Source organism: Pseudomonas sp. R1-7 (assembly GCF_051132105.1).
Classification (GTDB): domain Bacteria; phylum Pseudomonadota; class Gammaproteobacteria; order Pseudomonadales; family Pseudomonadaceae; genus Aquipseudomonas.
Genome location: NZ_CP071661.1, coordinates 4,773,990 through 4,795,604, shown reverse-complemented (window position 1 = coordinate 4,795,604; position 21,615 = coordinate 4,773,990). Strand labels below are relative to the sequence as shown.

Genomic DNA, 21,615 nt, shown 5'->3' with positions numbered 1-21,615 from the left:
GTGGGGGGTGGTTTCAATGGGGGGAGTTGTCAGCTGTTATTTCACTGACTCCCGTTCAGGTCGGCGACAGGTCGGCGTGGCGAGGGAGGTTGGTCCCTCGCCACGGAGACTTCAGGAAATCCGGTTCAAGTCGTTATGACGCGTTTCCTTCAGGCATAGCACCGCGATCACGCTGAGCACCGCGGCAGCGGAGACATAGCCGCCGACGTAGCTCAGGCCGCCCATCGCCACCAGCTTCTGAGCGAAGAACGGCGCCGCCGAGGCGCCGACGATGCCGCCCAGGTTGTACGCCGCCGAGGCACCGGTGTAGCGCACATGCGTAGGAAACAGCTCCGGCAGCAATGCGCCCATGGGGGCGAAGGTCACGCCCATCAGGAACAGTTCGATGCACAGGAACAGCGCCACGCCACCCGTCGACCCTTGGGTCAGCAGGGGTTCCATGAGAAAACCCGAGGCCACCGCCAGCAGGCCGCCACCAATGAGCACCGGCTTGCGGCCATACCGGTCGCTCGCCCAGGCCGACAGCGGCGTGGCAGCGGCCATGAACAACACCGCGAAGCACAGCAGGCCGAGGAAGGTCTCGCGGCTGTAGCCCAGACTCGCGACGCCATAGCTCAGGGAAAATACCGTGGAGATATAAAACAGGGCGTAGCACACCACCATCGCGGCCGCGCCAAGCAGTGTCGGCGCCCAGTACTGGCTGAACAGCTCGACCAGAGGGATTTTTACCCGTTCCTGGCGGGCCATGGCGCTGGCGAACACCGGCGTCTCGTGGAGCTTGAGGCGTACGTAGAGGCCGACGATCAGTAACACGGCGCTGAGCAGGAACGGAATTCGCCAGCCCCAGGAGCGGAACTGCTCGTCATCCAGGGTCATGGCCAAGGTCAGGAACAACCCGTTCGCCGCCAGGAAGCCGATGGAAGGACCCAATTGGGGAAACATGCCGAACCAGGCGCGCTTGCCTTTGGGCGCGTTTTCGGTGGCCAGCAAAGCCGCGCCGCCCCATTCTCCGCCGAGCCCCAGGCCCTGGCCGAAACGCAGCAGGCACAGGAGGATGGGAGCCCAGGCACCAATGCTGGCGTAGCCGGGCAGCACACCGATGAGGGTGGTGCACACGCCCATCAACAGCAGCGAGGCCACGAGTGTCGATTTGCGTCCGATCCGATCGCCGAAATGGCCGAACAGCGCCGAGCCCAGCGGGCGGGCGAGAAACGCGATGCCGAAGGTCAGGAAGGACGACAGCATCTGTGCCGTGCCTGAGGTCTGCGGGAAGAATACCGGGCCGATCACCAGGGCGGCGGCGGTGGCATAGACGTAGAAATCGTAGAATTCGATGGCGGTGCCGATGAAGCTCGCGGTCGCCACTCGAGTGGCGGAGTTGGTTGGCTCGACAGGCACGGCGTCGTTGCAGGTAGTGGTTGTCATGCGGTTATCCCTGACAGTCATGTGCTCCGTTGGAGCGAATTATTATGGTCGAACACCCAGGGATGTGGGGTGGGCGCTGTCGCTGTTTCGGGTAGGAACAGTCGCAGGGCTGAAGCGGATATAGCCGGTGAGCGGCCCGGAACCGTCTTGATGCAGGGTAGGCACCGGGTTCGGGCAAGGCTGGGTAAGCGGATTGAGTATAAGAAGGAGGCTAACGAATCAACAAGTGAACCGGAACACAATATTGAAGCGCGCACAGGGCACTGGTTAGAGGACCACTGGCACCGTACTGTTATGCCACACCAGCACCTGGCTGACGCGGTTATCAACGGTTTCGATGATTTCCAGCCGGTAGCGGCCGATCTTCAGGCACACCGGGCTCTCGGGGATGGTTTCCAGCGCTTCGGTCACCAGGCCATTGAGGGTCTTGGGCCCATCGCAAGGCAAATGCCAGCCGAGGGTCTTGTTCAGCTCGCGGATCGATGCCGCGCCATCGATCATCAAGCGTCCGTCGGGCTGGGGATGGACGTGGGGGTTGTCGAGGCTGTGCTCGCTTTCGAACTCGCCGACGATTTCCTCGAGGATGTCCTCCAGGGTCACGATACCCAGCACTTCACCATATTCATCTACCACCATGCCCAGGCGCCGCTGCTGCTTGTGAAAGTTGAGCAACTGCAACTGCAGTGGGGTGCTTTCGGGAACGAAGTAAGGTTCGTGGCAGGCAGCCAGCAGTGCTTCCTTGGTCAGGCTCGCATCTGCCAGCAAATGGCGAACCTGACGGGTATTGAGTACCGCTTCGACCTGGTTGATATCGCTATGGAACACCGGTAGGCGGGTACGCCGATTCAGGCGCAACTGGTCGATGATGTCGCCAATGGGGTCGTCGAGGTTGATCCCATCCACCTCGCTACGAGGTACGAGGATGTCGTTGACGGTGATGTTGTCCAGCGCATGGATGCCGGAAACCGGATGGACCCGACCGCTGCCCTGTTCCTGCTCATGCTCGGTGCGCGGCGCCGCGGGCATTTCATCATCGCTTTGCTGGACCGCGCCGGCCTTGCGGGCAAAGGGGCGCAGCAGCAGTTGGCTGAGGCCATCGAGCAGCCAGGCCGCCGGATAAAGGATTTTCAATGGCATGCCGAGCAAACCGTTGCCCAGGCCCAGCACTGCATCGGGATGACGGGTGGCAAGGGTGCGCGGCAGGTAATCGGCGAACACCAGCAGGGCGGCACTGGTGCCGAGCCAAGCCAGCCACGGACCGTTTTCCAACCAGGTGAAAATAGCCAGCCATGTGCCGATGACCACGGCGAGGGCGCGACAGAGGGTATTGCAGAGGATCAGGCTGGCCAGCGGGAAATTCAGCTTCGCCAAGGGCTTGTCGCCGGCGCGCGAGGCCCTGCGTTGGGCGAGCAGATGTTGCTGGGCGGCTTCGATGGCCGTGAACAAGGCTGACCAGAGGATCAGCACCACCATCACCGCAAACAATGGCCCCAAGGGCAGCCTATCCATCAGCGTCGTCCGTCAGACATGCAGGATGTATTCGCGGACCAGCTTGCTGCCGAAATAGGCCAGCATCAGCAGGCAGAACCCTGCCAGGGTCCAGCGGATGGCCTTGTGGCCACGCCAGCCGAGGCGGTTGCGGCCCCACAGCAGCACGCTGAACACGACCCACGCCAGGCACGCCAGCAGCGTCTTGTGCACCAGATGCTGGGCGAACAGGTTCTCGACGAACAGCCAGCCGGAGATCAGCGACAGTGACAGCAGGGTCCAGCCTGCCCAAAGGAAACCGAACAGCAGGCTCTCCATGGTTTGCAGCGGCGGGAAATTGCGGATCAGCCCGGACGGGTGCTTGTGCTTGAGTTGGTGGTCCTGGACCAGCAGGAGCAACGCCTGGAACACCGCGATGGTAAACAGGCCGTAGGCGAGGATCGACAGAAGGATGTGAGCGAGGATGCCCGGCTCTTCATCGATGATCTGCACGGTGCCAGAGGGCGCGAACTGCGCCAGCAACACTGTGGCCAGCCCCAGCGGGAAAAGCAGCACCAGCAGGTTTTCCACCGGGATGCGCGAGCAGGCCAGTAGCGTCAGGGCGATTACGGCGACGGCGATCAGGCTGGCGGCGTTGAAGAAATCCAGGCCCAGGCCGATCGGCGTCATCAAGTGGGTGAACAGGCTGACCGCATGGCCGAGCACCGCCAGCACGCCGAGCGTGACCAGCAGGCGCTTGTTCGCCTTGGCACCGGTGGCCAGGCGGGTGCCCTGATAGAAGGTCGCAGCGGCATAAAGACAAGCGGCGGCGAGGGTAGCAAGCAAGCTGGGTGACAAGGGGAGCATAAATCCTGTTAGGCAGGCCCGAAAGGCGCTGAGTTTGGCATAGAACCGCTACCGCACGAAAGACCGCCGCAACTGACAGCAAGGTGTACGTCGCACGCTTCTTCGCTATAATCCGCGACCTGCCCACGCCGCAGGCTCGCCGAGCACATATTTCACGGTCTGGGCCGCCATTATCCCGGTCTCATCTGGGCCTGAAAGGATCGCGCATGTTTGAAAACCTAACCGACCGTCTCTCGCAGACGCTGCGCCATGTCACCGGCAAGGCGAAACTGACCGAGGACAACATCAAAGACACCTTGCGCGAAGTGCGCATGGCGTTGCTCGAAGCCGACGTCGCGCTGCCGGTGGTCAAGGACTTCGTCAATTCGGTGAAGGAACGCGCCGTCGGCACCGAAGTGTCGCGCAGCCTGACGCCGGGCCAGGCCTTCGTGAAGATCGTCCAGGCCGAGCTCGAAAGCCTGATGGGCGCTGCCAACGAAGACCTGAACCTGAGCGCCGTGCCGCCAGCGGTGGTGCTGATGGCTGGTCTCCAGGGCGCGGGCAAGACCACCACTGCCGGCAAGCTGGCGCGCTTCCTTAAAGAGCGCAAGAAGAAGTCGGTGATGGTGGTGTCTGCGGACATCTACCGCCCGGCGGCGATCAAGCAGCTGGAAACCCTGGCCAACGACATCGGCGTGACGTTCTTTCCGTCCGACCTGAGCCAGAAGCCGGTGGACATCGCCCAGGCGGCTATTAAAGAAGCAAAACTGAAATTCATCGACGTGGTCATCGTCGATACCGCCGGTCGCCTGCACATCGATGAAGAGATGATGGGCGAGATCAAGGCACTGCATGCCGCGATCAACCCCGTGGAAACCCTGTTCGTGGTCGATGCCATGACCGGCCAGGACGCGGCCAACACCGCCAAGGCCTTCGGTGATGCGCTGCCGCTGACCGGCGTGATCCTGACCAAGGTCGACGGCGACGCCCGTGGCGGTGCCGCGCTGTCGGTGCGTGCCATAACCGGCAAGCCGATCAAGTTCATCGGCATGGGCGAGAAGAGCGAAGCGCTCGAGCCGTTCCATCCTGAGCGGATCGCGTCGCGTATCCTCGGCATGGGCGACGTGCTCAGCCTGATCGAGCAGGCCGAACAGACCCTCGACAAGGACAAGGCCGACAAACTGGCCAAGAAGCTGAAGAAGGGCAAGGGCTTCGATCTCGAAGACTTCCGTGACCAACTGCAACAAATGAAGAACATGGGCGGCCTCGGCGGCCTCATGGACAAACTGCCGAACATCGGCGGCGTGAACCTGGCGCAAATGGGCAACGCCCAGGGCGCGGCTGAAAAGCAGTTCAAGCAGATGGAAGCCATCATCAACTCCATGACCCCGGCCGAGCGCCGCGACCCTGAGCTGATCAGCGGTTCGCGAAAGCGCCGTATCGCCATGGGTTCCGGCACCCAGGTGCAGGACATCGGTCGCTTGATCAAGCAGCACAAGCAGATGCAGAAGATGATGAAGAAATTCTCCGCCAAGGGCGGGATGGCCAAGATGATGCGCGGCATGGGCGGTATGTTGCCCGGTGGCGGCATGCCGAAAATGTAAAGAATCTGCGCCGGCTGTCATGTCGGCGTTGCCCCGCACGGAAGCGGGGATCTCCAGCAAACCCGCACTGCGCGGGAGCTGATCTGCCGTTTTTCATGACGGCTCTATGGCAAATCTTGATCGCACGGCGCCAGGCGCCGGAAAAAGTCATTTGCAAAAGTCCGGATATTCCTTAGAATATGCGGCCTTTCGGGCACCTATGCCCGCTGTGCATTTAGATTTGCAGCACCGACTACAGGAACGATGTTCACATGCTAACAATCCGTCTTGCCCTTGGCGGCTCCAAAAAGCGCCCGTTTTACCACCTGACCGTAACCGACAGCCGCAACCCGCGCGACGGTTCCCACAAGGAACAGGTTGGTTTCTTCAACCCTGTTGCCCGTGGTCAGGAAGTTCGTCTGTCCGTGAACCAAGAGCGCGTAGCCTACTGGCTGAGCGTTGGTGCACAACCTTCTGAGCGCGTTGCTCAGTTGTTGAAGGAATCGGCTAAGGCCGCGGCCTGAGCAGTATGAACGCGACGCCAAATGATGCCGGTGATTTGATCGTTGTCGGCAAGATCTATTCTGTACATGGCGTTCGCGGCGAAGTGAAGGTGTATTCCTTTACTGATCCGATTAAGAACCTGTTGGACTACAAAACCTGGACGCTCAAGCGCGAAGGTAGCGTGAAACAGGTGGAGCTGGTCAGCGGACGCGGGAACGACAAGTTCCTGGTCGCGAAGCTCAAGGGTCTCGATGATCGTGAAGAAGCGCGTCTTCTGGCCGGTTATGAGATCTGCGTGCCGCGCAACCTGTTCCCTGAACTGACCGACGGCGAGTACTACTGGTACCAGCTGGTGGGTCTGAAGGTCATCGACCACCTCGGGCAATTGCTCGGGAAAATCGATCACCTGCTCGAGACCGGTTCGAACGATGTCATGGTGGTCAAGCCTTGCGTCGGCAGCCTGGATGATCGCGAGCGCCTGTTGCCCTATACCGAGCAATGCGTGTTGGCCGTCGACCTTGAAGCTGGCGAGATGAAGGTGGAATGGGATGCGGATTTCTAAACGTGGCTAATTTGCGCGTTGAAGTGATCACGCTGTTTCCCGAGATGTTTTCCGCCATCAGCGAATACGGCATAACCAGCCGCGCGGTGAAACAGGAGCTGTTGCAGCTAACCTGTTGGAATCCGCGGGACTACACCACGGATCGGCATCACACTGTGGACGATCGCCCGTTTGGCGGTGGTCCGGGCATGGTGATGAAGATCAAGCCCCTGGAAGATGCACTGGTTCAGGCCAAGGCGGCAGCAGGGGAGGGTGCGAAGGTGATCTACCTGTCGCCCCAAGGCCGCCAACTGACTCAGTCGGCGGTACGCGAGCTGGCGAATTCGGATGCATTGATCCTGATTGCCGGCCGTTATGAAGGCATTGACGAGCGTTTCATTGAAGCTCATGTCGATGAAGAGTGGTCGATTGGCGACTATGTACTGTCTGGCGGCGAGCTGCCGGCGATGGTCCTGATCGACGCGGTTACACGACTGCTGCCTGGAGCTTTAGGGCATGCGGATTCCGCCGAGGAAGATTCCTTTACGGATGGTCTGCTGGATTGCCCGCACTACACCCGACCGGAGGTGTATGCGGATCAGCGTGTTCCCGACGTGTTGCTAAGTGGCAACCACGCGCACATCCGGCGTTGGCGTTTACAGCAGTCCCTTGGTCGGACCTATGAACGACGCGCCGATCTTCTGGAAAGCCGCTCGCTTTCTGGAGAAGAGAAGAAGCTGCTCGAGGAATACATCCGCGAGCGGGACGATAGTTAACAACGTATCGATGGTAAGTCCACTGACTTGCCTTAGGAGCACAGCATGACTAACAAAATCATCCTTGCACTCGAAGCAGAGCAGATGACCAAAGAGATCCCTACCTTTGCCCCAGGCGACACCATTGTCGTCCAGGTGAAAGTGAAGGAAGGCGACCGTTCGCGTCTGCAGGCGTTCGAAGGCGTTGTTATCGCCAAGCGTAACCGCGGCGTAAACAGTGCATTCACCGTTCGTAAAATCTCCAACGGTGTTGGCGTAGAGCGTACTTTCCAGACCTACAGCCCGCAAATCGACAGCATGGCTGTCAAGCGTCGCGGTGACGTACGTAAAGCCAAGCTGTACTACCTGCGTGACCTGTCGGGTAAAGCAGCTCGCATCAAGGAAAAACTGGCTTAAGTCCAGCTTCCGATGCAAAAAAAGCAGCCTGCGGGCTGCTTTTTTGTTGCCTGCGATTTGTGCTTTGAGCACTCTTCTCTCGTCATTTTTATGCAATGCAGTCTTCGCTAGCTCATGAGTCTTTATGCCAGCCATCGATCATCCGCTGATAGACCAGTTCCTCGACGCCCTGTGGCTGGAGAAGGGGCTGTCCGATAATACCCGTGGCGCCTATCGCAGCGACTTGGCCCTGTTCAACGGCTGGTTACAGGAACAGAACCTGGAGTTGGCCAATGCCGGCCGGGAGCTGATCCTTGATCATCTGGCGTGGCGCCTGGAACAGAACTACAAACCGCGCTCCACCGCACGATTTCTTTCCGGTCTGCGTGGTTTCTATCGCTATTTGCTGCGGGAAAAGGTAATAGCGGTAGACCCGACCTTGCGCGTGGAAATGCCGCAACTGGGCCGTCCGCTGCCAAAATCCTTGTCTGAAGCGGATGTGGAGGCGCTGCTGGCAGCCCCCGACCTCAGCGATCCCATCGGCCAGCGCGACCGGGCCATGCTCGAGGTGTTGTACGCCTGTGGTTTGCGGGTGACTGAACTGATCAGTTTGACGCTGGAGCAAGTGAACCTGCGCCAGGGCGTGCTGCGGGTGATGGGCAAGGGCAGCAAGGAGCGGTTGGTGCCGATGGGCGAGGAAGCGATCGTCTGGGTCGAGCGCTACATGCGCGATGCCCGCCATGACCTGCTGGGCGGGCGTCCCAGCGATGTGCTGTTTCCGAGCCTGCGCGGCGAGCAAATGACCCGCCAGACTTTCTGGCACCGCATCAAGCACCAGGCCAAGGTGGCCGGGATCAACAAGTCACTTTCGCCCCACACCTTGCGCCATGCCTTCGCTACACACCTTCTCAACCACGGCGCTGACCTGCGAGTCGTGCAGATGCTGCTGGGACACAGCGACTTATCCACAACCCAGATCTATACCCATGTGGCTCGGGCGCGGTTGCAAGACTTGCATGCCAAGCACCATCCGCGCGGTTGAAGGGGGACTCCCTCGCCACAGTGTTGTCTTGCGACAGGTGAATTCGGCCACGCGGGCCTTATGTGGTAGGCTTCTACGGTTTGCACAGTGGGCGGCTTGAACCCGAATCCATGCGTCGGTGTTCCCCGCCTATTTGTTCGCCTCAGGAGTCCTCATGCGTTTGATCCAGATGTTCACCGCCGCCGCCATTGCGTTGGCCAGTACCTTTGCCATCGCCGACGACGCGGCTGACCAGGCTATCCGCAAGAGCCTGGCCAACCTCGAGCTTGAAGTGCCGATCGAAACCATTTCTGCCAGCCCCATGTCCGGGCTCTATGAAGTCAAGCTCAAGGGCAGCCGCGTGCTGTATGCCAGCGCTGACGGTCAGTACATCGTCCAGGGCAATCTGTTCGCACTCAAGGATGGCAAGCCGGTCAACCTCACCGAGATCACCGAGCGCCAGGGCATCTCCAAATTGATCAACGGCATCCCGGTCGCGGAAACCGTGGTCTACCCGGCAATCGGCGAAACCAAGTCGCACATCACTGTGTTCACCGACACCACCTGTCCTTACTGCCACAAGCTGCACGCGGAAGTGCCGGAGCTGAACAAGCGTGGCATCGAAGTGCGTTATGTGGCGTTCCCGCGCCAGGGCCTGGGCTCGCCGGGCGATGAACAGTTGCAGGCGGTGTGGTGCTCCAAGGACAAGAAAGCGGCCATGGACAAGATGGTCGATGGCAAGGAAATCAAGGCCGCCAAGTGCGAGAACCCGGTTTCCAAGCAGTTCGCCCTCGGTCAGTCCATCGGCGTCAACGGCACACCGGCCATCGTTTTGGCCGACGGCCAGGTGATTCCGGGCTATCAGCCGGCGCCGCAAGTCGCCAAACTGGCCCTGGACGCAAAATGACCTGCGTCGATCCGCTTTTGAAGATCACGGCTCGGCGAAAGCGTTCGTCGGGCCGTTAAACACAAAGTCGCGTTGCTGCGCGGCTGTATTTCACGGCCGACCTTGCGTCGGCCGTTTCATGGGGAGTCAAGAGTGAATCCGGTCAAAGTAGGCATCTGTGGGTTAGGTACCGTCGGTGGCGGCACCTTCAACGTACTTCAGCGCAACGCCGAGGAAATTGCTCGTCGTGCCGGGCGTGGAATCGAAGTGGCACAAATTGCCATGCGCACGCCAAAGCCTCAGTTCCAGACGACCGGTATTGCGATTACCAACGATGTGTTCGAAGTGGCCACGAACCCTGAGATCGACATCGTGATAGAGCTGATGGGCGGCTATACCGTTGCCCGAGAGCTGGTACTCAAGGCCATCGAGAATGGCAAGCATGTGGTCACCGCGAACAAGGCGCTTATTGCCGTTCACGGTAATGAAATTTTCGCCAAGGCGCGCGAGAAGGGTGTGATCGTGGCGTTCGAAGCCGCCGTGGCGGGTGGCATCCCAGTGATCAAGGCGATTCGCGAAGGCCTGTCGGCCAACCGTATCAACTGGGTTGCGGGGATCATCAACGGCACCGGCAACTTCATCCTCACCGAGATGCGCGAAAAAGGGCGCACCTTCGAGGATGTACTCACCGAAGCCCAGGCCCTGGGTTATGCCGAGGCCGATCCGACCTTCGACGTGGAAGGCATCGACGCAGCGCACAAGCTGACGATCCTGGCTTCCATCGCCTTTGGTATTCCGCTGCAGTTCGACAAGGCCTACACCGAAGGCATCACCAAGCTGACCACGGCCGACGTGAACTATGCCGAAGCCCTGGGCTACCGCATCAAGCACCTGGGCGTGGCACGCAGCACCGCCACTGGCATCGAATTGCGCGTACACCCGACGCTGATCCCGGCCGATCGTTTGATCGCCAACGTCAACGGTGTAATGAACGCAGTGATGGTCAACGGCGATGCCTCCGGCTCGACGCTGTTCTACGGCGCTGGCGCCGGCATGGAGCCGACGGCCTCCTCGGTGATCGCCGACCTGGTGGACGTGGTTCGCGCCATGACCTCCGACCCGGAGAACCGTGTGCCACACCTGGCCTTCCAGCCGGATTCGTTGTCGGCCCATCCGATTCTTCCGATCGACGCGTGCGAAAGTGCCTATTACTTGCGCATCCAGGCCAAGGACCATCCCGGTGTGCTGGCCCAGGTGGCGAGCATTCTTTCGGAACGTGGCATCAACATCGAGTCGATCATGCAGAAGGAAGTCGAGGAACACGACGGCCTGGTGCCGATGATCCTGCTGACCCATCGCGTGGTCGAGCAGCGCATCAACGATGCGATCGCCGCGTTGGAAGCGCTCCAGGGGGTCGTTGGCCCAGTGGTCCGTATCCGCGTCGAACACTTGAACTGAAGCAGTTGTGAGCGGCAAGCTGCAAGCTCCAGGTAAAGGCAGATCCGCTTTTACTTGAGGCTCGTAGCTTACCGCTTACAGCTCAAACCGAAGGTTTGCCCCTATGCGCTATATCAGTACCCGCGGCCAGGCACCGGCCCTGAATTTCGAAGATGTCCTGCTGGCCGGCCTGGCCACGGATGGCGGCCTCTACGTGCCGGAAAACCTGCCGCGCTTCACCCAGGAAGAAATCGCCTCCTGGGCTGGCCTGCCTTACCACGAGCTGGCATTCCGAGTGATGCGCCCGTTTGTCGCCGGCAGTATTCCGGACGCCGATTTCAAGAAGATCCTGGAAGAGACCTATGGCGTTTTTTCCCACAATGCTATCGCACCGCTGCGTCAGCTCAACGGTAACGAATGGGTGATGGAGCTGTTCCACGGCCCGACCCTGGCGTTCAAGGACTTCGCGCTGCAACTGCTCGGCCGCCTCCTGGACTACGTGTTGCAAAAGCGTGGCGAGCGTGTGGTGATTGTCGGTGCAACGTCCGGCGACACCGGTTCGGCCGCCATCGAAGGCTGCAAGCATTGCGAGAACGTCGACATTTTCATCCTGCACCCGCACAACCGTGTCTCGGAAGTGCAGCGTCGGCAGATGACGACGATTTTCGGCGATAACATCCACAACATCGCCATCGAAGGCAACTTCGATGATTGCCAGGAAATGGTCAAGGCCAGCTTCGCCGACCAGAGCTTCCTCAAGGGTACCCGTCTGGTAGCGGTTAACTCGATCAACTGGGCGCGGATCATGGCCCAGATCGTCTACTACTTCCATGCGGCCCTGCAGTTGGGTGGCCCGGCCCGTTCGGTGGCGTTCTCGGTGCCGACCGGCAACTTCGGCGATATCTTTGCCGGGTACCTGGCGCGCAACATGGGGCTGCCGATCAATCAATTGATCGTCGCCACCAACCGCAACGACATCCTGCACCGCTTCATGAGTGGCAACCAGTACGTCAAGGAGACCCTGCACGCCACGCTGTCGCCGTCGATGGACATCATGGTGTCGTCGAACTTCGAGCGCCTGCTGTTCGACCTGCACGGTCGCAACGGCGCGGCGATTGCGGGCCTGATGGATAGCTTCCGCCAGGGCGGTGGTTTCAGCGTCGAAGCGGAGCGCTGGACAGAAGCCCGTAAACTGTTCGATTCCCTGGCGGTGGATGACGCGCAGACCTGCGAAACCATCGCCGAGGTGTTCGAGCAGAGCGGTGAGTTGCTCGACCCGCACACTGCCATCGGTGTGAAGGCCGCGCGCGAGTGCCGCCGTAGCCTGGATATCCCGATGGTCATCTTGGGCACCGCTCATCCGGTCAAGTTTCCTGAAGCGGTGGAGAAAGCTGGCGTAGGAAAAGCGCTTGAGCTGCCTGCACATCTTTCGGATTTGTTTGAGCGAAACGAGCGTTGCACAGTGTTGCCCAATGACTTGAAAGCCGTGCAGGCCTTTGTCAGTCAGCATGGCAACCGCGGCAAGCCTCTCTGACGTCTCGCAGTTGTCACATTTTGAAGCCCGTCTACTGACGGGCTTTCTTGTTTCTGCATGCCAAACTGACCGGGTTTCCGCCCTTGGAGGGACGGGCGGGTAATCTCGAAGGAAGTGCAGATGTTGTTCTTTAACCGATGCAAACCAGCGATGAGCTGGATGATGGGCCTGATGTTGTTGTGTTGGGCGCAAGGGGGAGGCGCGGCTCAGTTGGCGGCTTCTGGCAAACCACCGTTCGAAGCCGGCGGGCGGCTTGCGCTCGATGACCAGGAACTTGAATGGGTCAGGGAGAACCCTCGCGTTGTCGTCGCCTCGATGCAGTTTCCTTTGTACCTGTTCAAAAATGAACGCGGGCAGTGGAATGGGCTGAACGACGACATTCTCCGGCGTATCGGACACATGACCGGACTTGAATTCGTCCACCGGGAATCGTTCTCTCCCGATCGGTTGATCGCCATGTTGGAAAATGGCGAGGCCGACATGACGACCACCCTGGCGATGAACGACGAGCGCCGGGCGTTCTTGAGTTTCAGCCATGCATTCGGAGGTTCTGGCTGGGTTTTCGTCGGACGTAGTTCAGAACCCGCGCTTCGTTCCCTGAAGCAACTCGAGGGCAAAGTCTTGGCGTTGCCGGCACGGCATGCGTTGGAGACGGAGATCCGGCGCAACCATCCGGCCATCGAGTTGCGCACGGTCAAGACGTACGCTGAGGCACGGGCGTTGGTGGAAAGCCGTGAAGCCTACGCCACCATTGAGAATGAAACCGGCGCGCACCTGTACCCTGCGGGGCAACTGCGGGTAGGAAGCAACCTCGAAGGCAGGTGGGAACCGGACTATCTGGCTGTGCGACAAGACCTGCGCCCGTTGTTGAGTATCCTGAACAAGGCGCTGGAAGCGTTCCCGGCCGAGGAGATGCGTGCGCTGCGTTCCAAATGGCTGACAGGGATTGCCCCCCTTCAGGCATCATCTTCCTGGTTGCGCCCAACCCGATGGGGCTACTGGTGCGTGGTCGTGTTCGGGGTGTTCGGCCTGTTATCGCTGATGTCTCTGTTGTGGAATCGCCGCATGCAATTCCAGATCGACCAGCGCCTGAGGGTCGAGGCAGTCCTGAACGATCAACTCAAGTTCCAACGAGCCTTGATGGATGCGATTCCCGATCCGATCTTCATTCGCGACCTGGAAGGACGTTTGATCATGTGCAACAAAAGCTATGAGGATCAGTTCGATACTCGCTTCGAGAAGCTGCAGGGCACGCGCCTGACTGACTCCGCGGCATTTCCAGCGGCAACCGCCGAATTGTTGCATGGGGAGTTGATGGAGCAGTTGCAAACCCGTCAACCGCGCTTCGTCGACCGCCAACTGATGTTCAGCGGTGGATTGCGGGATATCTATCATTGGTCAGTGCCGTTTTATGGTGCCGATGGCCAGTTGCGCGGTCTGCTGGGGGGCTGGGTCGATGTCAGGCGCCGGTGGGGCCGCAACCGGTTGCTCGCTTGATCGAATCGCTTAAGAACCTGTTGCCTGCCTGTCATATTGGACGCGCATGCTCGGTTGAACAGGCCGCGAACGTATCGGTTCGTTGCGCTGGCAGAACTTTCAGCCAGGGCCCACGGTCACTTATTGTGCAGTTGTTTTTTCGGACTATTGAAGGGTGATCGAATGGAAAGTATCAGCCTGTTGCTGAATGAAGCCTTGAACCCGTATCAGGTCACGCTCACTCCCTCCGGCGCCAAGGGCGAATGCCTGGTAACGCTGAAGAACCCCTCCGGGGCGATCATGGTCGAGCGCTTGTTCAACCAGGCCCAACTTGCCGACAAGCGCCAATTGACCGATGTGGTCGATGGGCTGCACCGCGATGTACTGATCGCCGAGGGGCGCCTGGAGCCTTGTGTGATCGCGGCTTTGCGTAATCTGGCACGTGACAAGGTCATGGCTGCCCCTAATTGAGCGATGTTCTGAGGGAACCTTCCTACATCCTAGTGAGTCAGAACTTTTACCAACAAGAGCAGGCATTGTGCTCCGGTGCTTGTCGCTTGTTGCACGGACCTTGAATGGTCACGTTTAACCCCGAGTTGTCTCCCCACTTCTCGGGGTTTCTTTTTGCCTGGGATTTGTCGTCCCGGGGAGTTCCGCGGGACGTATCAAATGGCGCCATCGGTGCGCAGCCTGGAAATCTGCTGTGCATCGTAGCCAAGCTCGCCAAGTACTTGAGCCGTGTGTTCACCCAACGTCGGCCCCACCCATTCGGATGTGCCCGGCGTGTCCGACAGTTTCGGTACGATGCCAGGCATTTTGAACGCCTTGCCGTCCGGCAGCTTGGCCTGCAAGAACATTTCCCGGGCGAGAAACTGCGGGTCGCTGAACATGTCTTCGGCGCTGAAGATCCGACTGGCCGGCACTCCGGCCTGGTTCAGCTGTTCGATGACAGCGTCCAGCGGCAGTGAATTGACCCAGCGATCGATCACGCCGTAGAGCTCGTCGCGGCGATTGTCGCGTCCATCGTTGCTGGCCAGTTGCGGGTCGTTGGCCAGGTCGTCGCGCCCGATGATTTGCATGAAGCGCTTGAAGATTGCGTCGCCATTGGCGCCGATCTGCACGTGCTTGCCGTCAGCGCTGGTATGGATGGACGACGGAGTGATGCCAGGCATGATGTTGCCGGTGCGCTCGCGGATGAAGCCGAACACATCGAATTCCGGCACCATGCTTTCCATCATGGCGAATATCGCTTCATACAGCGCCACGTCCACCACTTGCCCAGTCCCGCCGTTCACCTCGCGATGACGCAAGGCCATCAGCGCGCCGATGACGCCCCAGAGCGCGGCAATGGAGTCGCCGATGGAAATCCCCGTGCGCACCGGCGGGCGGTCCTCGAAACCCGTGATGTAGCGCAGGCCGCCCATGGATTCGCCGACGGCGCCAAATCCGGGCTGATCTTTCATCGGCCCGGTCTGCCCGAACCCGGAAAGCCGCACCATGACCAGTTTCGGATTCAGTGCGTGCAACACGTCCCATCCCAGGCCGAGCTTCTCCAGCACGCCGGGACGAAAATTCTCGATGAGGATGTCCGCTTCGCCGATCAACTGTTTGAGGATTGCCAGGCCTTCAGGGTGCTTGAGGTTCAGGCTCAGGGACTTTTTGTTGCGTGCCTGGACAAACCACCACAAGGATGTTCCTTCATAGAGTTTGCGCCATTTGCGCAGCGGATCGCCGCCGTCGGGCGATTCGACCTTGATTACCTCGGCTCCGAATTCACCGCAGATCCTCGAAGCGAAAGGGCCGGCGATCAGGGTACCGAGTTCAATGACCTTGACGCCGGCTAGGGGTTTGGCAGTGAGCGACATGACGAATCCTGTAGGACAAAGGCAGAACCAATAGAGCGTTTTATCATAGGCCAACGCCATTCGCCGCAGGTTGATGGTCGGCAATTCGTGGATTGGCCGTCTCATCGGTTAGACTTGCCGCCTTTCCTCGTATCAAGAAGCCCGTCCATGGCCCAGCCGTCCACGACCTACAAATTTGAACTGAACCTCACCGACCTCGACCGCAATGTGTATGAGAGCGTGAAGCAGACTATCGCCCGCCATCCTTCGGAAACCGAGGAGCGCATGACGGTGCGCCTGCTGGCCTACGCGTTCTGGTACAACGAGCTGCTGTCGTTCGGTCGTGGTCTGTCAGACGTCGATGAACCCGCCTTGTGGGAAAAGAGCCTGGACGACCGCGTCTTGCACTGGATCGAAGTGGGTCAACCGGATGCCGAGCGCCTGACGTGGTGTTCACGCCGCACCGAGCGCACCAGCCTGCTGGCGTATGGCAGCCTGCGAGTCTGGGAAGGCAAGGTGATTCCCGCCGTGAAGAATCTGAAGAACGTGAATATCGCCGCCGTGCCCCAGGAGGTTCTCGAAACCCTGGCTCAGGACATGCCCCGCGTCATCAAGTGGGACGTGATGATCAGCGAAGGGACCATTTTCGTGACCGACGACCGTGGCCAGCATGAAGTCCAGTTGCAGTGGTTGCTCGGCGAGCGTGGCTGATGGGCCATGTTGCATAGATTCACCGTGGCGAGGGAGCTTGCTTCCGCGCCGCAAGGATTTCCACTCTAAGAGAAGTTTTCGTCTTCCCCCATGCGCATAGAACCCCGCCAGTTACCCGACACCCTGCCGTTCCTAGGTGACCTGCCGCCCTTGTTGACCCGCCTGTATGCCGCCCGAGGCGTGCAATCGGCGGCTGAGCTGGATAAAAGCCTGGCTCGCTTGATTCCCTATCAACAGCTCAAGGGGATCGACGCCGCGGTGGACCTGCTGGTGACGGCGCTGGAACAACGTCAGCGCATTCTGATCGTCGGCGATTTCGATGCCGATGGTGCGACGGCCAGTACGGTTGGCGTGCTGGGCCTGCGGCTGCTGGGTGCGGCCCATGTCGATTACCTGGTGCCCAATCGTTTCGAATATGGCTATGGCCTGACGCCGGAAATCGTCGAGGTCGCCCTCACACGCGAACCGCAGTTGTTGATCACCGTGGACAACGGCATTTCCAGCGTCGAAGGCGTGGCGGCGGCCAAGGCCGCCGGCCTGAAGGTGTTGGTCACCGATCACCACTTGCCTGGATTAGAGTTGCCGGAGGCCGATGCCATCGTCAACCCGAACCAACCGGGTTGCGAGTTCCCAAGCAAGGCGCTGGCGGGCGTCGGGGTGATTTTCTACGTACTGATGGCATTGCGGGCGCGCCTGCGCAACCTGGGTTGGTATGCCAGTAAACCCCAGCCGAACATCGGCGAGCTGCTGGACTTGGTGGCGTTGGGCAGCGTGGCCGACGTGGTGCCCCTGGACGCCAACAATCGGATCCTGGTGCATCAGGGCCTCGAGCGTATTCGCGCCGGCCGCGCCCGCCCGGGAATCAAGGCCATCCTGGAGGTGGCCAAGCGCGACCCGTCGCGCATAACCTCCACCGATCTCGGTTTCATCCTTGGCCCGCGACTGAATGCGGCGGGACGCCTGGACGACATGAGCCTGGGCATCGAATGCCTGCTCACCGCCGACCCGGCGCTTGCCCGTGAGATGGCGGCGCAACTGGACGGCATGAACCAGGATCGCAAGTCCATCGAACAGGGCATGCAGCGCGAAGCCCTGGCTCAACTCAAGGACCTGCCGGTAGAGTCGATGCCGTTTGGCTTGTGCTTGTTCGATCCCCAGTGGCACCAGGGTGTCATCGGTATCCTGGCGTCGCGCATGAAGGAACGTTATTTCCGTCCGACCATCGCTTTTGCCGATGCCGGGGATGGTCTCCTGAAGGGATCCGGCCGCTCGGTGCCAGGCTTCCATATTCGCGATGCGCTGAGCGTCGTCGCGGCACAGCACCCGACGCTGATCAGCAAATATGGCGGCCACGCCATGGCTGCAGGGCTGACGTTGCCCGAGGCGAATTTTCCGTTGTTTGCCGAGGCATTCGACGCCGAAGTACGTAGGCAGCTGCGTGAAGAGGACCTGACCGGACGACTCCTCTCGGACGGCACCCTGGCGGTAGAGGAGTTCCATCTGGAATTGGCCCGGGCACTGCGCCACGCCGGGCCGTGGGGACAGCATTTTCCGGAACCGGTGTTCCACGGTGTGTTCCAGTTGGTCGAGCAGCGAGTGGTGGGCGAGCGACACCTGAAGGTCGTTCTCAAGAGCGAGTGCGGCTCGGTGAAGCTCGACGGCATTGCCTTTGGCATTGACCGCGAGATCTGGCCGAACCCGACGGTGCGCTGGGTGGAGCTGGCCTACAAACTCGACCTTAACGAATTTCGTGGCCAGGAAACGGTGCAACTGATGATTGCCCATATCGAGCCGCGGTAGCCTGTGGCGAGGGAAAAGTCCCTTGCCACGACGTGGACCTGGAATTTGTCAGGCCAGTTTTTAAGTTCTGAACCCTGCTTCCCCTCGGGTTGTCGACTAGTCTCTAAGCACTGCTTGATAGCCCTTGTGACGTCTTGTCGTTTTTTTTCCCGCGGGGGCGGGTGTTGTACCTTTTGTCACTCGTCGACTTTTCAAACAGAACCCTGGAGCCTGCCCACTGATTCGAGAGGTGCCCCATGAGTCTGCTGCTGGAACCCTATACCCTTCGCCAATTGACCCTGCCCAATCGCATCGCGGTTTCGCCGATGTGCCAGTATTCGAGCGTCGATGGCCTGGCCAACGACTGGCACCTCGTGCACCTGGGCAGCCGCGCCGTGGGTGGCGCCGGGCTGATATTCACCGAGGCCACCGCGGTCACGGCGGATGGTCGTATCACTGCCCAGGACCTCGGCTTATGGAACGATGACCAGATTCCCGCGCTGCAACGTATTACCCGTTTCATTACTGCCCAAGGGGCCGTGCCGGGCATCCAGCTGGCTCATGCGGGTCGCAAGGCAAGTACCTGGCGGCCCTGGCTGGGCAAACATGGCAGCGTCAAGCTCGAGGACGGTGGCTGGGTTCCGGTCGGTCCATCACCGATCGCCTTCGACCCGCAGCACACCCAGCCGAGGCAGTTGGATGAGGGGCAGATCGCCGAGGTCATCCAGGCGTTCGTCGACGCGGCCAAGCGTTCCCTGACCGCCGGTTTCAAGGTGGTCGAGGTCCATGCGGCCCACGGCTATCTGTTGCACCAGTTCCTGTCGCCCTTGAGCAATCAACGGCGCGATCAATATGGCGGGTCGTTCGAAAATCGCATCCGGCTGGTGTTGCAGGTGACCGAGGCGGTGAGGGCGGTGTGGCCTGACGAACTGCCGGTATTTGTCCGCGTCTCCGCCACCGATTGGGTCGAAGATGGGTGGAACCCGGATGAAACCGTAGAGCTGGCGCGGCGATTCCGCATGTTGGGAGTGGACTTGATTGACGTGTCGTCGGGCGGAACTGCCGCCAATGCGGAGATTCCCACCGGCCCGGGTTATCAGACGCGTTTCGCCGAACGGGTACGCAAGGAGTCGGAGATTGCCACCGGCACCGTGGGCATGATTACCGAGCCGGCCCAGGCCGAACATATCCTGCGCACCTGCCAGGCCGACATTATCTTCCTCGCCCGGGAGTTGTTGCGCGATCCGTACTGGGCCCTGCATGCCGATGATGACCTGGGCGGGCGCAAGGCCACCTGGCCGGCGCAGTACCAGCGAGCGACGCATCGGGACCAGCCGATCCATGAGTCGGATTTGCGGGACTGAATCGACAGATAAAAACCAAAAGCCCCGGTCGTCTTGGCCGGGGCTTTTGGTTTATCGGGGCGTCCTGAGTTCGCTCAGGGATACTTGCGCCGATCCGGTGCTGGCGGGAAATACTGATACAGCCAGGTCTCGCTCAACGTACGGTCCTTGGAGCGGAGAAACAGCCGCATCTCTACCGGGTCCACGCGATCATCGGTCGGGTACCAGTCGAAGGTAATCCGGTAGCCCTTGATCGCATCGAGCACCAATACATTGAAGTCCTTGACCTCGCCATGGGAACACGTCACCACCGGCTCGATACCGGTGCCCGCTGGCAATTGGTCGAGTCCGCCTCCCGTGAAGTCCACGGCAAAGCGCCGGGCCCAGACAGTTGGATAGTGCTCGCCGGGTGCCCAACCTTCGATGAAACCGCCCATGCCGGAACGGGTGGCATCGACTCGCGCCAGGTCGGTGCTCACCGGTGGCAAGGCGCTCCAGTAAAGCTTGTAGCCATAGTTCAGCGAATCACCGGCGGCAACCGGTTTCTTCGGGGTCCAGAACGCGACGATGTTGTCCAGGGTTTCGCCGGTTGTAGGAATTTCCAACAGATCGACCGAGCCTTCCCCCCAAGCGGTCGTAGGCTCGACCCACAGACTTGGGCGTTTGCTATACCAGTCCACGGTGTCCTGGTAGCTCTCGAAGTCATGGTCGGTCTGCACCAGCCCGAAGCCTTTCGGGTTCTTGTCGGCGAACGCGTTGAATTGCAGGGTGGCGGGGTTGTTCAGTGGACGGCAGACCCACTCGCCGTTGCCACGCCACATGGCCAGCCGGTCGGAGTCATGGATTTGCGGGTGAATGGTGTCGCACATGCGACGCTCGACCGTGCCGCAACTGAACATGCTGGTCATTGGTGCAATGCCCAGTTGCTCGATGGCGGTACGGGCATTGACGTGCGCGTCGATTTCCATGACGACCCGGGTCGGCTGGCAGTCGATATCAAAACGATAGGCGCCGGTGGCGCTAGGCGAGTCGAGCAGCGCATACACCACGAAACGGGTGCTGTTCTTGTCCGGCGTTTCGAACCAGAACTTGGTGAAGTCAGGAAACTCCTCGCGCTTTTTGGCGTAGGTGTCGATGGCCAGGCCACGGGCCGACAGCCCGTACTGGCCGCTGGCATCTACAGCACGGAAATAGCTGGCCCCAAGGAATGAAACGATGTCGTGTCGGTCCAGCTCCGGTGCCTTGAATACCCGGAAACCGGCGAAGCCCAGGTCACCCGTCAATTGCGAGGTGTTGACTGTGGTTTTTTCATAATTGAACAGCTCCGGGCGGAAATGCACTTCCCGGGCCATGCGCGTCTTCGGGTCGACGCTGTACATGCGTACGGGTTGTTTGAACCCCATGCCGACATGGAAGAATTGTGCGTCCAGTTGCCCGTCCAGCTCATTCCACAGTGAGTGGTTGGTATCGTACTTGATGGCGTTGAATTGCAATGGCGACATCTGGGCCAATGTCGGTGGCAGGACTTGCTTGGTGTCGACGTAGCGGCTCTCGGCCAGCCGCCGGGCCTGATCCTTCAAGTCTTTGAAGTCGAAGGGACGGGCTTCGCCATCGGCAGTCTGATCGGCGGCCCAGGCGCGCGCGGCCATGAGTCCGGAGGCCGATAGCCCGGTGTAGGCGGCGAAGGCCATGGAGGCCTTGAGCAGGTTCCTGCGGTGCATAAGTACAACCTTTCTCGAAACAATCCCGAGCCGACCCTGGCAACAAAGATTGATAAATGAGTTCGGACATGCCTTTGGCCAAACGCGACGAACGTAAGAACAGATACCTGAGAGCTGGATCGGTTCACCGAGGCGCAAAATCATAGGGGAAATAGGGGCTTGGAGAGATAGGAAAACGTGGTCAGGTCAAATTTTCTTACAGTTATTTCTTTTTTTGTGAAAAATTCGGAATTTTTTGACTAATTACTCTAAAACTCTCTTTTTCACCCGGTGGATCGTCCCTATTCTTGTGGTTAATAGCCGATGTAACCGGTTCACTGGGCGCTATTGGGTCAACTTGACGTAA

The 21,615-nt window shown here is 60.0% G+C and carries 19 protein-coding genes; 14 read left to right on the top strand and 5 right to left on the bottom strand.

Annotation, left to right across the window (positions count from 1 at the left end):
- Window positions 1-111: 111 nt before the first annotated feature.
- The 3 genes from J3P79_RS21505 to J3P79_RS21495 form a co-directional block, all read right to left on the bottom strand.
- Window positions 112-1,425 carry an MFS transporter gene (locus J3P79_RS21505; RefSeq protein ID WP_434605584.1) on the bottom strand — a complete coding sequence of 438 codons (1,314 nt, stop codon included), beginning with the start codon at window positions 1,423-1,425 and terminating at the stop codon, window positions 112-114.
- A 267-nt stretch (window positions 1,426-1,692) separates the two neighbouring features.
- Entirely contained in the window at window positions 1,693-2,934 is a 1,242-nt protein-coding gene (locus J3P79_RS21500; protein WP_434605583.1) for a CNNM domain-containing protein, read from the bottom strand.
- A 12-nt stretch (window positions 2,935-2,946) separates the two neighbouring features.
- Complete coding sequence (locus J3P79_RS21495; protein WP_434605581.1) at window positions 2,947-3,759, bottom strand: cytochrome C assembly family protein; 813 nt, start codon at window positions 3,757-3,759, stop codon at window positions 2,947-2,949.
- Window positions 3,760-3,965: 206 nt separating this feature from the next.
- On the opposite strand from J3P79_RS21495, the gene ffh reads away from it, so the two are divergent.
- From ffh to J3P79_RS21440, 11 genes are all read left to right on the top strand, one after another.
- Window positions 3,966-5,342: a signal recognition particle protein gene (ffh, locus tag J3P79_RS21490; protein WP_003198085.1), complete on the top strand. Its 1,377-nt coding sequence runs from the start codon at window positions 3,966-3,968 to the stop codon at window positions 5,340-5,342.
- Window positions 5,343-5,593: 251 nt separating this feature from the next.
- Complete coding sequence (rpsP, locus tag J3P79_RS21485) at window positions 5,594-5,845, top strand: 30S ribosomal protein S16 (RefSeq protein WP_003198088.1); 252 nt, start codon at window positions 5,594-5,596, stop codon at window positions 5,843-5,845.
- A gap of 5 nt (window positions 5,846-5,850) precedes the next feature.
- Window positions 5,851-6,387, top strand: coding sequence for a ribosome maturation factor RimM (gene rimM, locus J3P79_RS21480; RefSeq protein ID WP_039592064.1), 537 nt, complete (start codon window positions 5,851-5,853; stop codon window positions 6,385-6,387).
- Window positions 6,369-7,142: a tRNA (guanosine(37)-N1)-methyltransferase TrmD gene (trmD, locus tag J3P79_RS21475; protein WP_434605579.1), complete on the top strand. Its 774-nt coding sequence runs from the start codon at window positions 6,369-6,371 to the stop codon at window positions 7,140-7,142. The genes rimM and trmD overlap by 19 nt, the downstream gene beginning before the upstream one ends.
- 45 nt (window positions 7,143-7,187) lie before the next feature.
- Window positions 7,188-7,538: a 50S ribosomal protein L19 gene (rplS, locus tag J3P79_RS21470; protein ID WP_003175895.1), complete on the top strand. Its 351-nt coding sequence runs from the start codon at window positions 7,188-7,190 to the stop codon at window positions 7,536-7,538.
- A gap of 124 nt (window positions 7,539-7,662) precedes the next feature.
- The gene (xerD, locus tag J3P79_RS21465) at window positions 7,663-8,559 is read left to right on the top strand and encodes a site-specific tyrosine recombinase XerD (protein WP_039592057.1); all 897 of its coding nucleotides are present in this window, start codon (window positions 7,663-7,665) and stop codon (window positions 8,557-8,559) included.
- Between the two features lie 154 nt (window positions 8,560-8,713).
- The gene (locus J3P79_RS21460) at window positions 8,714-9,445 is read left to right on the top strand and encodes a DsbC family protein (RefSeq protein ID WP_039592056.1); all 732 of its coding nucleotides are present in this window, start codon (window positions 8,714-8,716) and stop codon (window positions 9,443-9,445) included.
- A gap of 132 nt (window positions 9,446-9,577) precedes the next feature.
- Window positions 9,578-10,882: a homoserine dehydrogenase gene (locus J3P79_RS21455; protein WP_434605577.1), complete on the top strand. Its 1,305-nt coding sequence runs from the start codon at window positions 9,578-9,580 to the stop codon at window positions 10,880-10,882.
- A 103-nt stretch (window positions 10,883-10,985) separates the two neighbouring features.
- The gene (gene thrC / locus J3P79_RS21450) at window positions 10,986-12,395 is read left to right on the top strand and encodes a threonine synthase (protein ID WP_434605576.1); all 1,410 of its coding nucleotides are present in this window, start codon (window positions 10,986-10,988) and stop codon (window positions 12,393-12,395) included.
- 120 nt (window positions 12,396-12,515) lie between these two features.
- Window positions 12,516-13,892, top strand: a complete 1,377-nt coding sequence (locus tag J3P79_RS21445; RefSeq protein ID WP_434605574.1) for a transporter substrate-binding domain-containing protein — start codon at window positions 12,516-12,518, stop codon at window positions 13,890-13,892.
- Window positions 13,893-14,054: 162 nt separating this feature from the next.
- A complete protein-coding gene (locus J3P79_RS21440; RefSeq protein WP_434605573.1) occupies window positions 14,055-14,342 on the top strand; it encodes a DUF3509 domain-containing protein in 288 nt (95 codons plus the stop codon).
- A 194-nt stretch (window positions 14,343-14,536) separates the two neighbouring features.
- On the opposite strand, the gene J3P79_RS21435 is transcribed toward J3P79_RS21440, so the two are convergent.
- Entirely contained in the window at window positions 14,537-15,736 is a 1,200-nt protein-coding gene (locus J3P79_RS21435) for a CaiB/BaiF CoA transferase family protein (protein ID WP_434605572.1), read from the bottom strand.
- 147 nt (window positions 15,737-15,883) lie between these two features.
- Here J3P79_RS21435 and J3P79_RS21430 point away from each other — a divergent pair, with 147 nt between their 5' ends.
- The 3 genes from J3P79_RS21430 (at window position 15,884) to J3P79_RS21420 (ending at window position 19,569) form a co-directional block, all read left to right on the top strand.
- The gene (locus tag J3P79_RS21430; RefSeq protein ID WP_434605571.1) at window positions 15,884-16,426 is read left to right on the top strand and encodes a YaeQ family protein; all 543 of its coding nucleotides are present in this window, start codon (window positions 15,884-15,886) and stop codon (window positions 16,424-16,426) included.
- Window positions 16,427-16,516: 90 nt separating this feature from the next.
- Window positions 16,517-18,226 carry a single-stranded-DNA-specific exonuclease RecJ gene (gene recJ / locus J3P79_RS21425; protein WP_434605570.1) on the top strand — a complete coding sequence of 570 codons (1,710 nt, stop codon included), beginning with the start codon at window positions 16,517-16,519 and terminating at the stop codon, window positions 18,224-18,226.
- A gap of 236 nt (window positions 18,227-18,462) precedes the next feature.
- Complete coding sequence (locus J3P79_RS21420; protein WP_434605568.1) at window positions 18,463-19,569, top strand: NADH:flavin oxidoreductase/NADH oxidase; 1,107 nt, start codon at window positions 18,463-18,465, stop codon at window positions 19,567-19,569.
- Between the two features lie 74 nt (window positions 19,570-19,643).
- Here the strand turns inward: J3P79_RS21420 and J3P79_RS21415 are convergent, their stop codons facing one another.
- Complete coding sequence (locus J3P79_RS21415) at window positions 19,644-21,269, bottom strand: glucan biosynthesis protein D (RefSeq protein ID WP_434605567.1); 1,626 nt, start codon at window positions 21,267-21,269, stop codon at window positions 19,644-19,646.
- Between the last annotated feature and the right edge of the window lie 346 nt (window positions 21,270-21,615).

Bases quoted from the DNA above. Each gene is read 5' to 3' on its own strand.
- J3P79_RS21505 (WP_434605584.1), bottom strand. From the start codon at position 1,425: ATGACAACCACTACCTGCAACGACGCCGTGCCTGTCGAGCCAACCAAC.
- J3P79_RS21500 (WP_434605583.1), bottom strand. From the start codon at position 2,934: ATGGATAGGCTGCCCTTGGGGCCATTGTTTGCGGTGATGGTGGTGCTG.
- J3P79_RS21495 (WP_434605581.1), bottom strand. From the start codon at position 3,759: ATGCTCCCCTTGTCACCCAGCTTGCTTGCTACCCTCGCCGCCGCTTGT.
- ffh (WP_003198085.1), top strand. From the start codon at position 3,966: ATGTTTGAAAACCTAACCGACCGTCTCTCGCAGACGCTGCGCCATGTC.
- rpsP (WP_003198088.1), top strand. From the start codon at position 5,594: ATGCTAACAATCCGTCTTGCCCTTGGCGGCTCCAAAAAGCGCCCGTTT.
- rimM (WP_039592064.1), top strand. From the start codon at position 5,851: ATGAACGCGACGCCAAATGATGCCGGTGATTTGATCGTTGTCGGCAAG.
- trmD (WP_434605579.1), top strand. From the start codon at position 6,369: ATGGGATGCGGATTTCTAAACGTGGCTAATTTGCGCGTTGAAGTGATC.
- rplS (WP_003175895.1), top strand. From the start codon at position 7,188: ATGACTAACAAAATCATCCTTGCACTCGAAGCAGAGCAGATGACCAAA.
- xerD (WP_039592057.1), top strand. From the start codon at position 7,663: ATGCCAGCCATCGATCATCCGCTGATAGACCAGTTCCTCGACGCCCTG.
- J3P79_RS21460 (WP_039592056.1), top strand. From the start codon at position 8,714: ATGCGTTTGATCCAGATGTTCACCGCCGCCGCCATTGCGTTGGCCAGT.
- thrC (WP_434605576.1), top strand. From the start codon at position 10,986: ATGCGCTATATCAGTACCCGCGGCCAGGCACCGGCCCTGAATTTCGAA.
- J3P79_RS21445 (WP_434605574.1), top strand. From the start codon at position 12,516: ATGTTGTTCTTTAACCGATGCAAACCAGCGATGAGCTGGATGATGGGC.
- J3P79_RS21440 (WP_434605573.1), top strand. From the start codon at position 14,055: ATGGAAAGTATCAGCCTGTTGCTGAATGAAGCCTTGAACCCGTATCAG.
- J3P79_RS21435 (WP_434605572.1), bottom strand. From the start codon at position 15,736: ATGTCGCTCACTGCCAAACCCCTAGCCGGCGTCAAGGTCATTGAACTC.
- J3P79_RS21430 (WP_434605571.1), top strand. From the start codon at position 15,884: ATGGCCCAGCCGTCCACGACCTACAAATTTGAACTGAACCTCACCGAC.
- recJ (WP_434605570.1), top strand. From the start codon at position 16,517: ATGCGCATAGAACCCCGCCAGTTACCCGACACCCTGCCGTTCCTAGGT.
- J3P79_RS21420 (WP_434605568.1), top strand. From the start codon at position 18,463: ATGAGTCTGCTGCTGGAACCCTATACCCTTCGCCAATTGACCCTGCCC.
- J3P79_RS21415 (WP_434605567.1), bottom strand. From the start codon at position 21,269: ATGCACCGCAGGAACCTGCTCAAGGCCTCCATGGCCTTCGCCGCCTAC.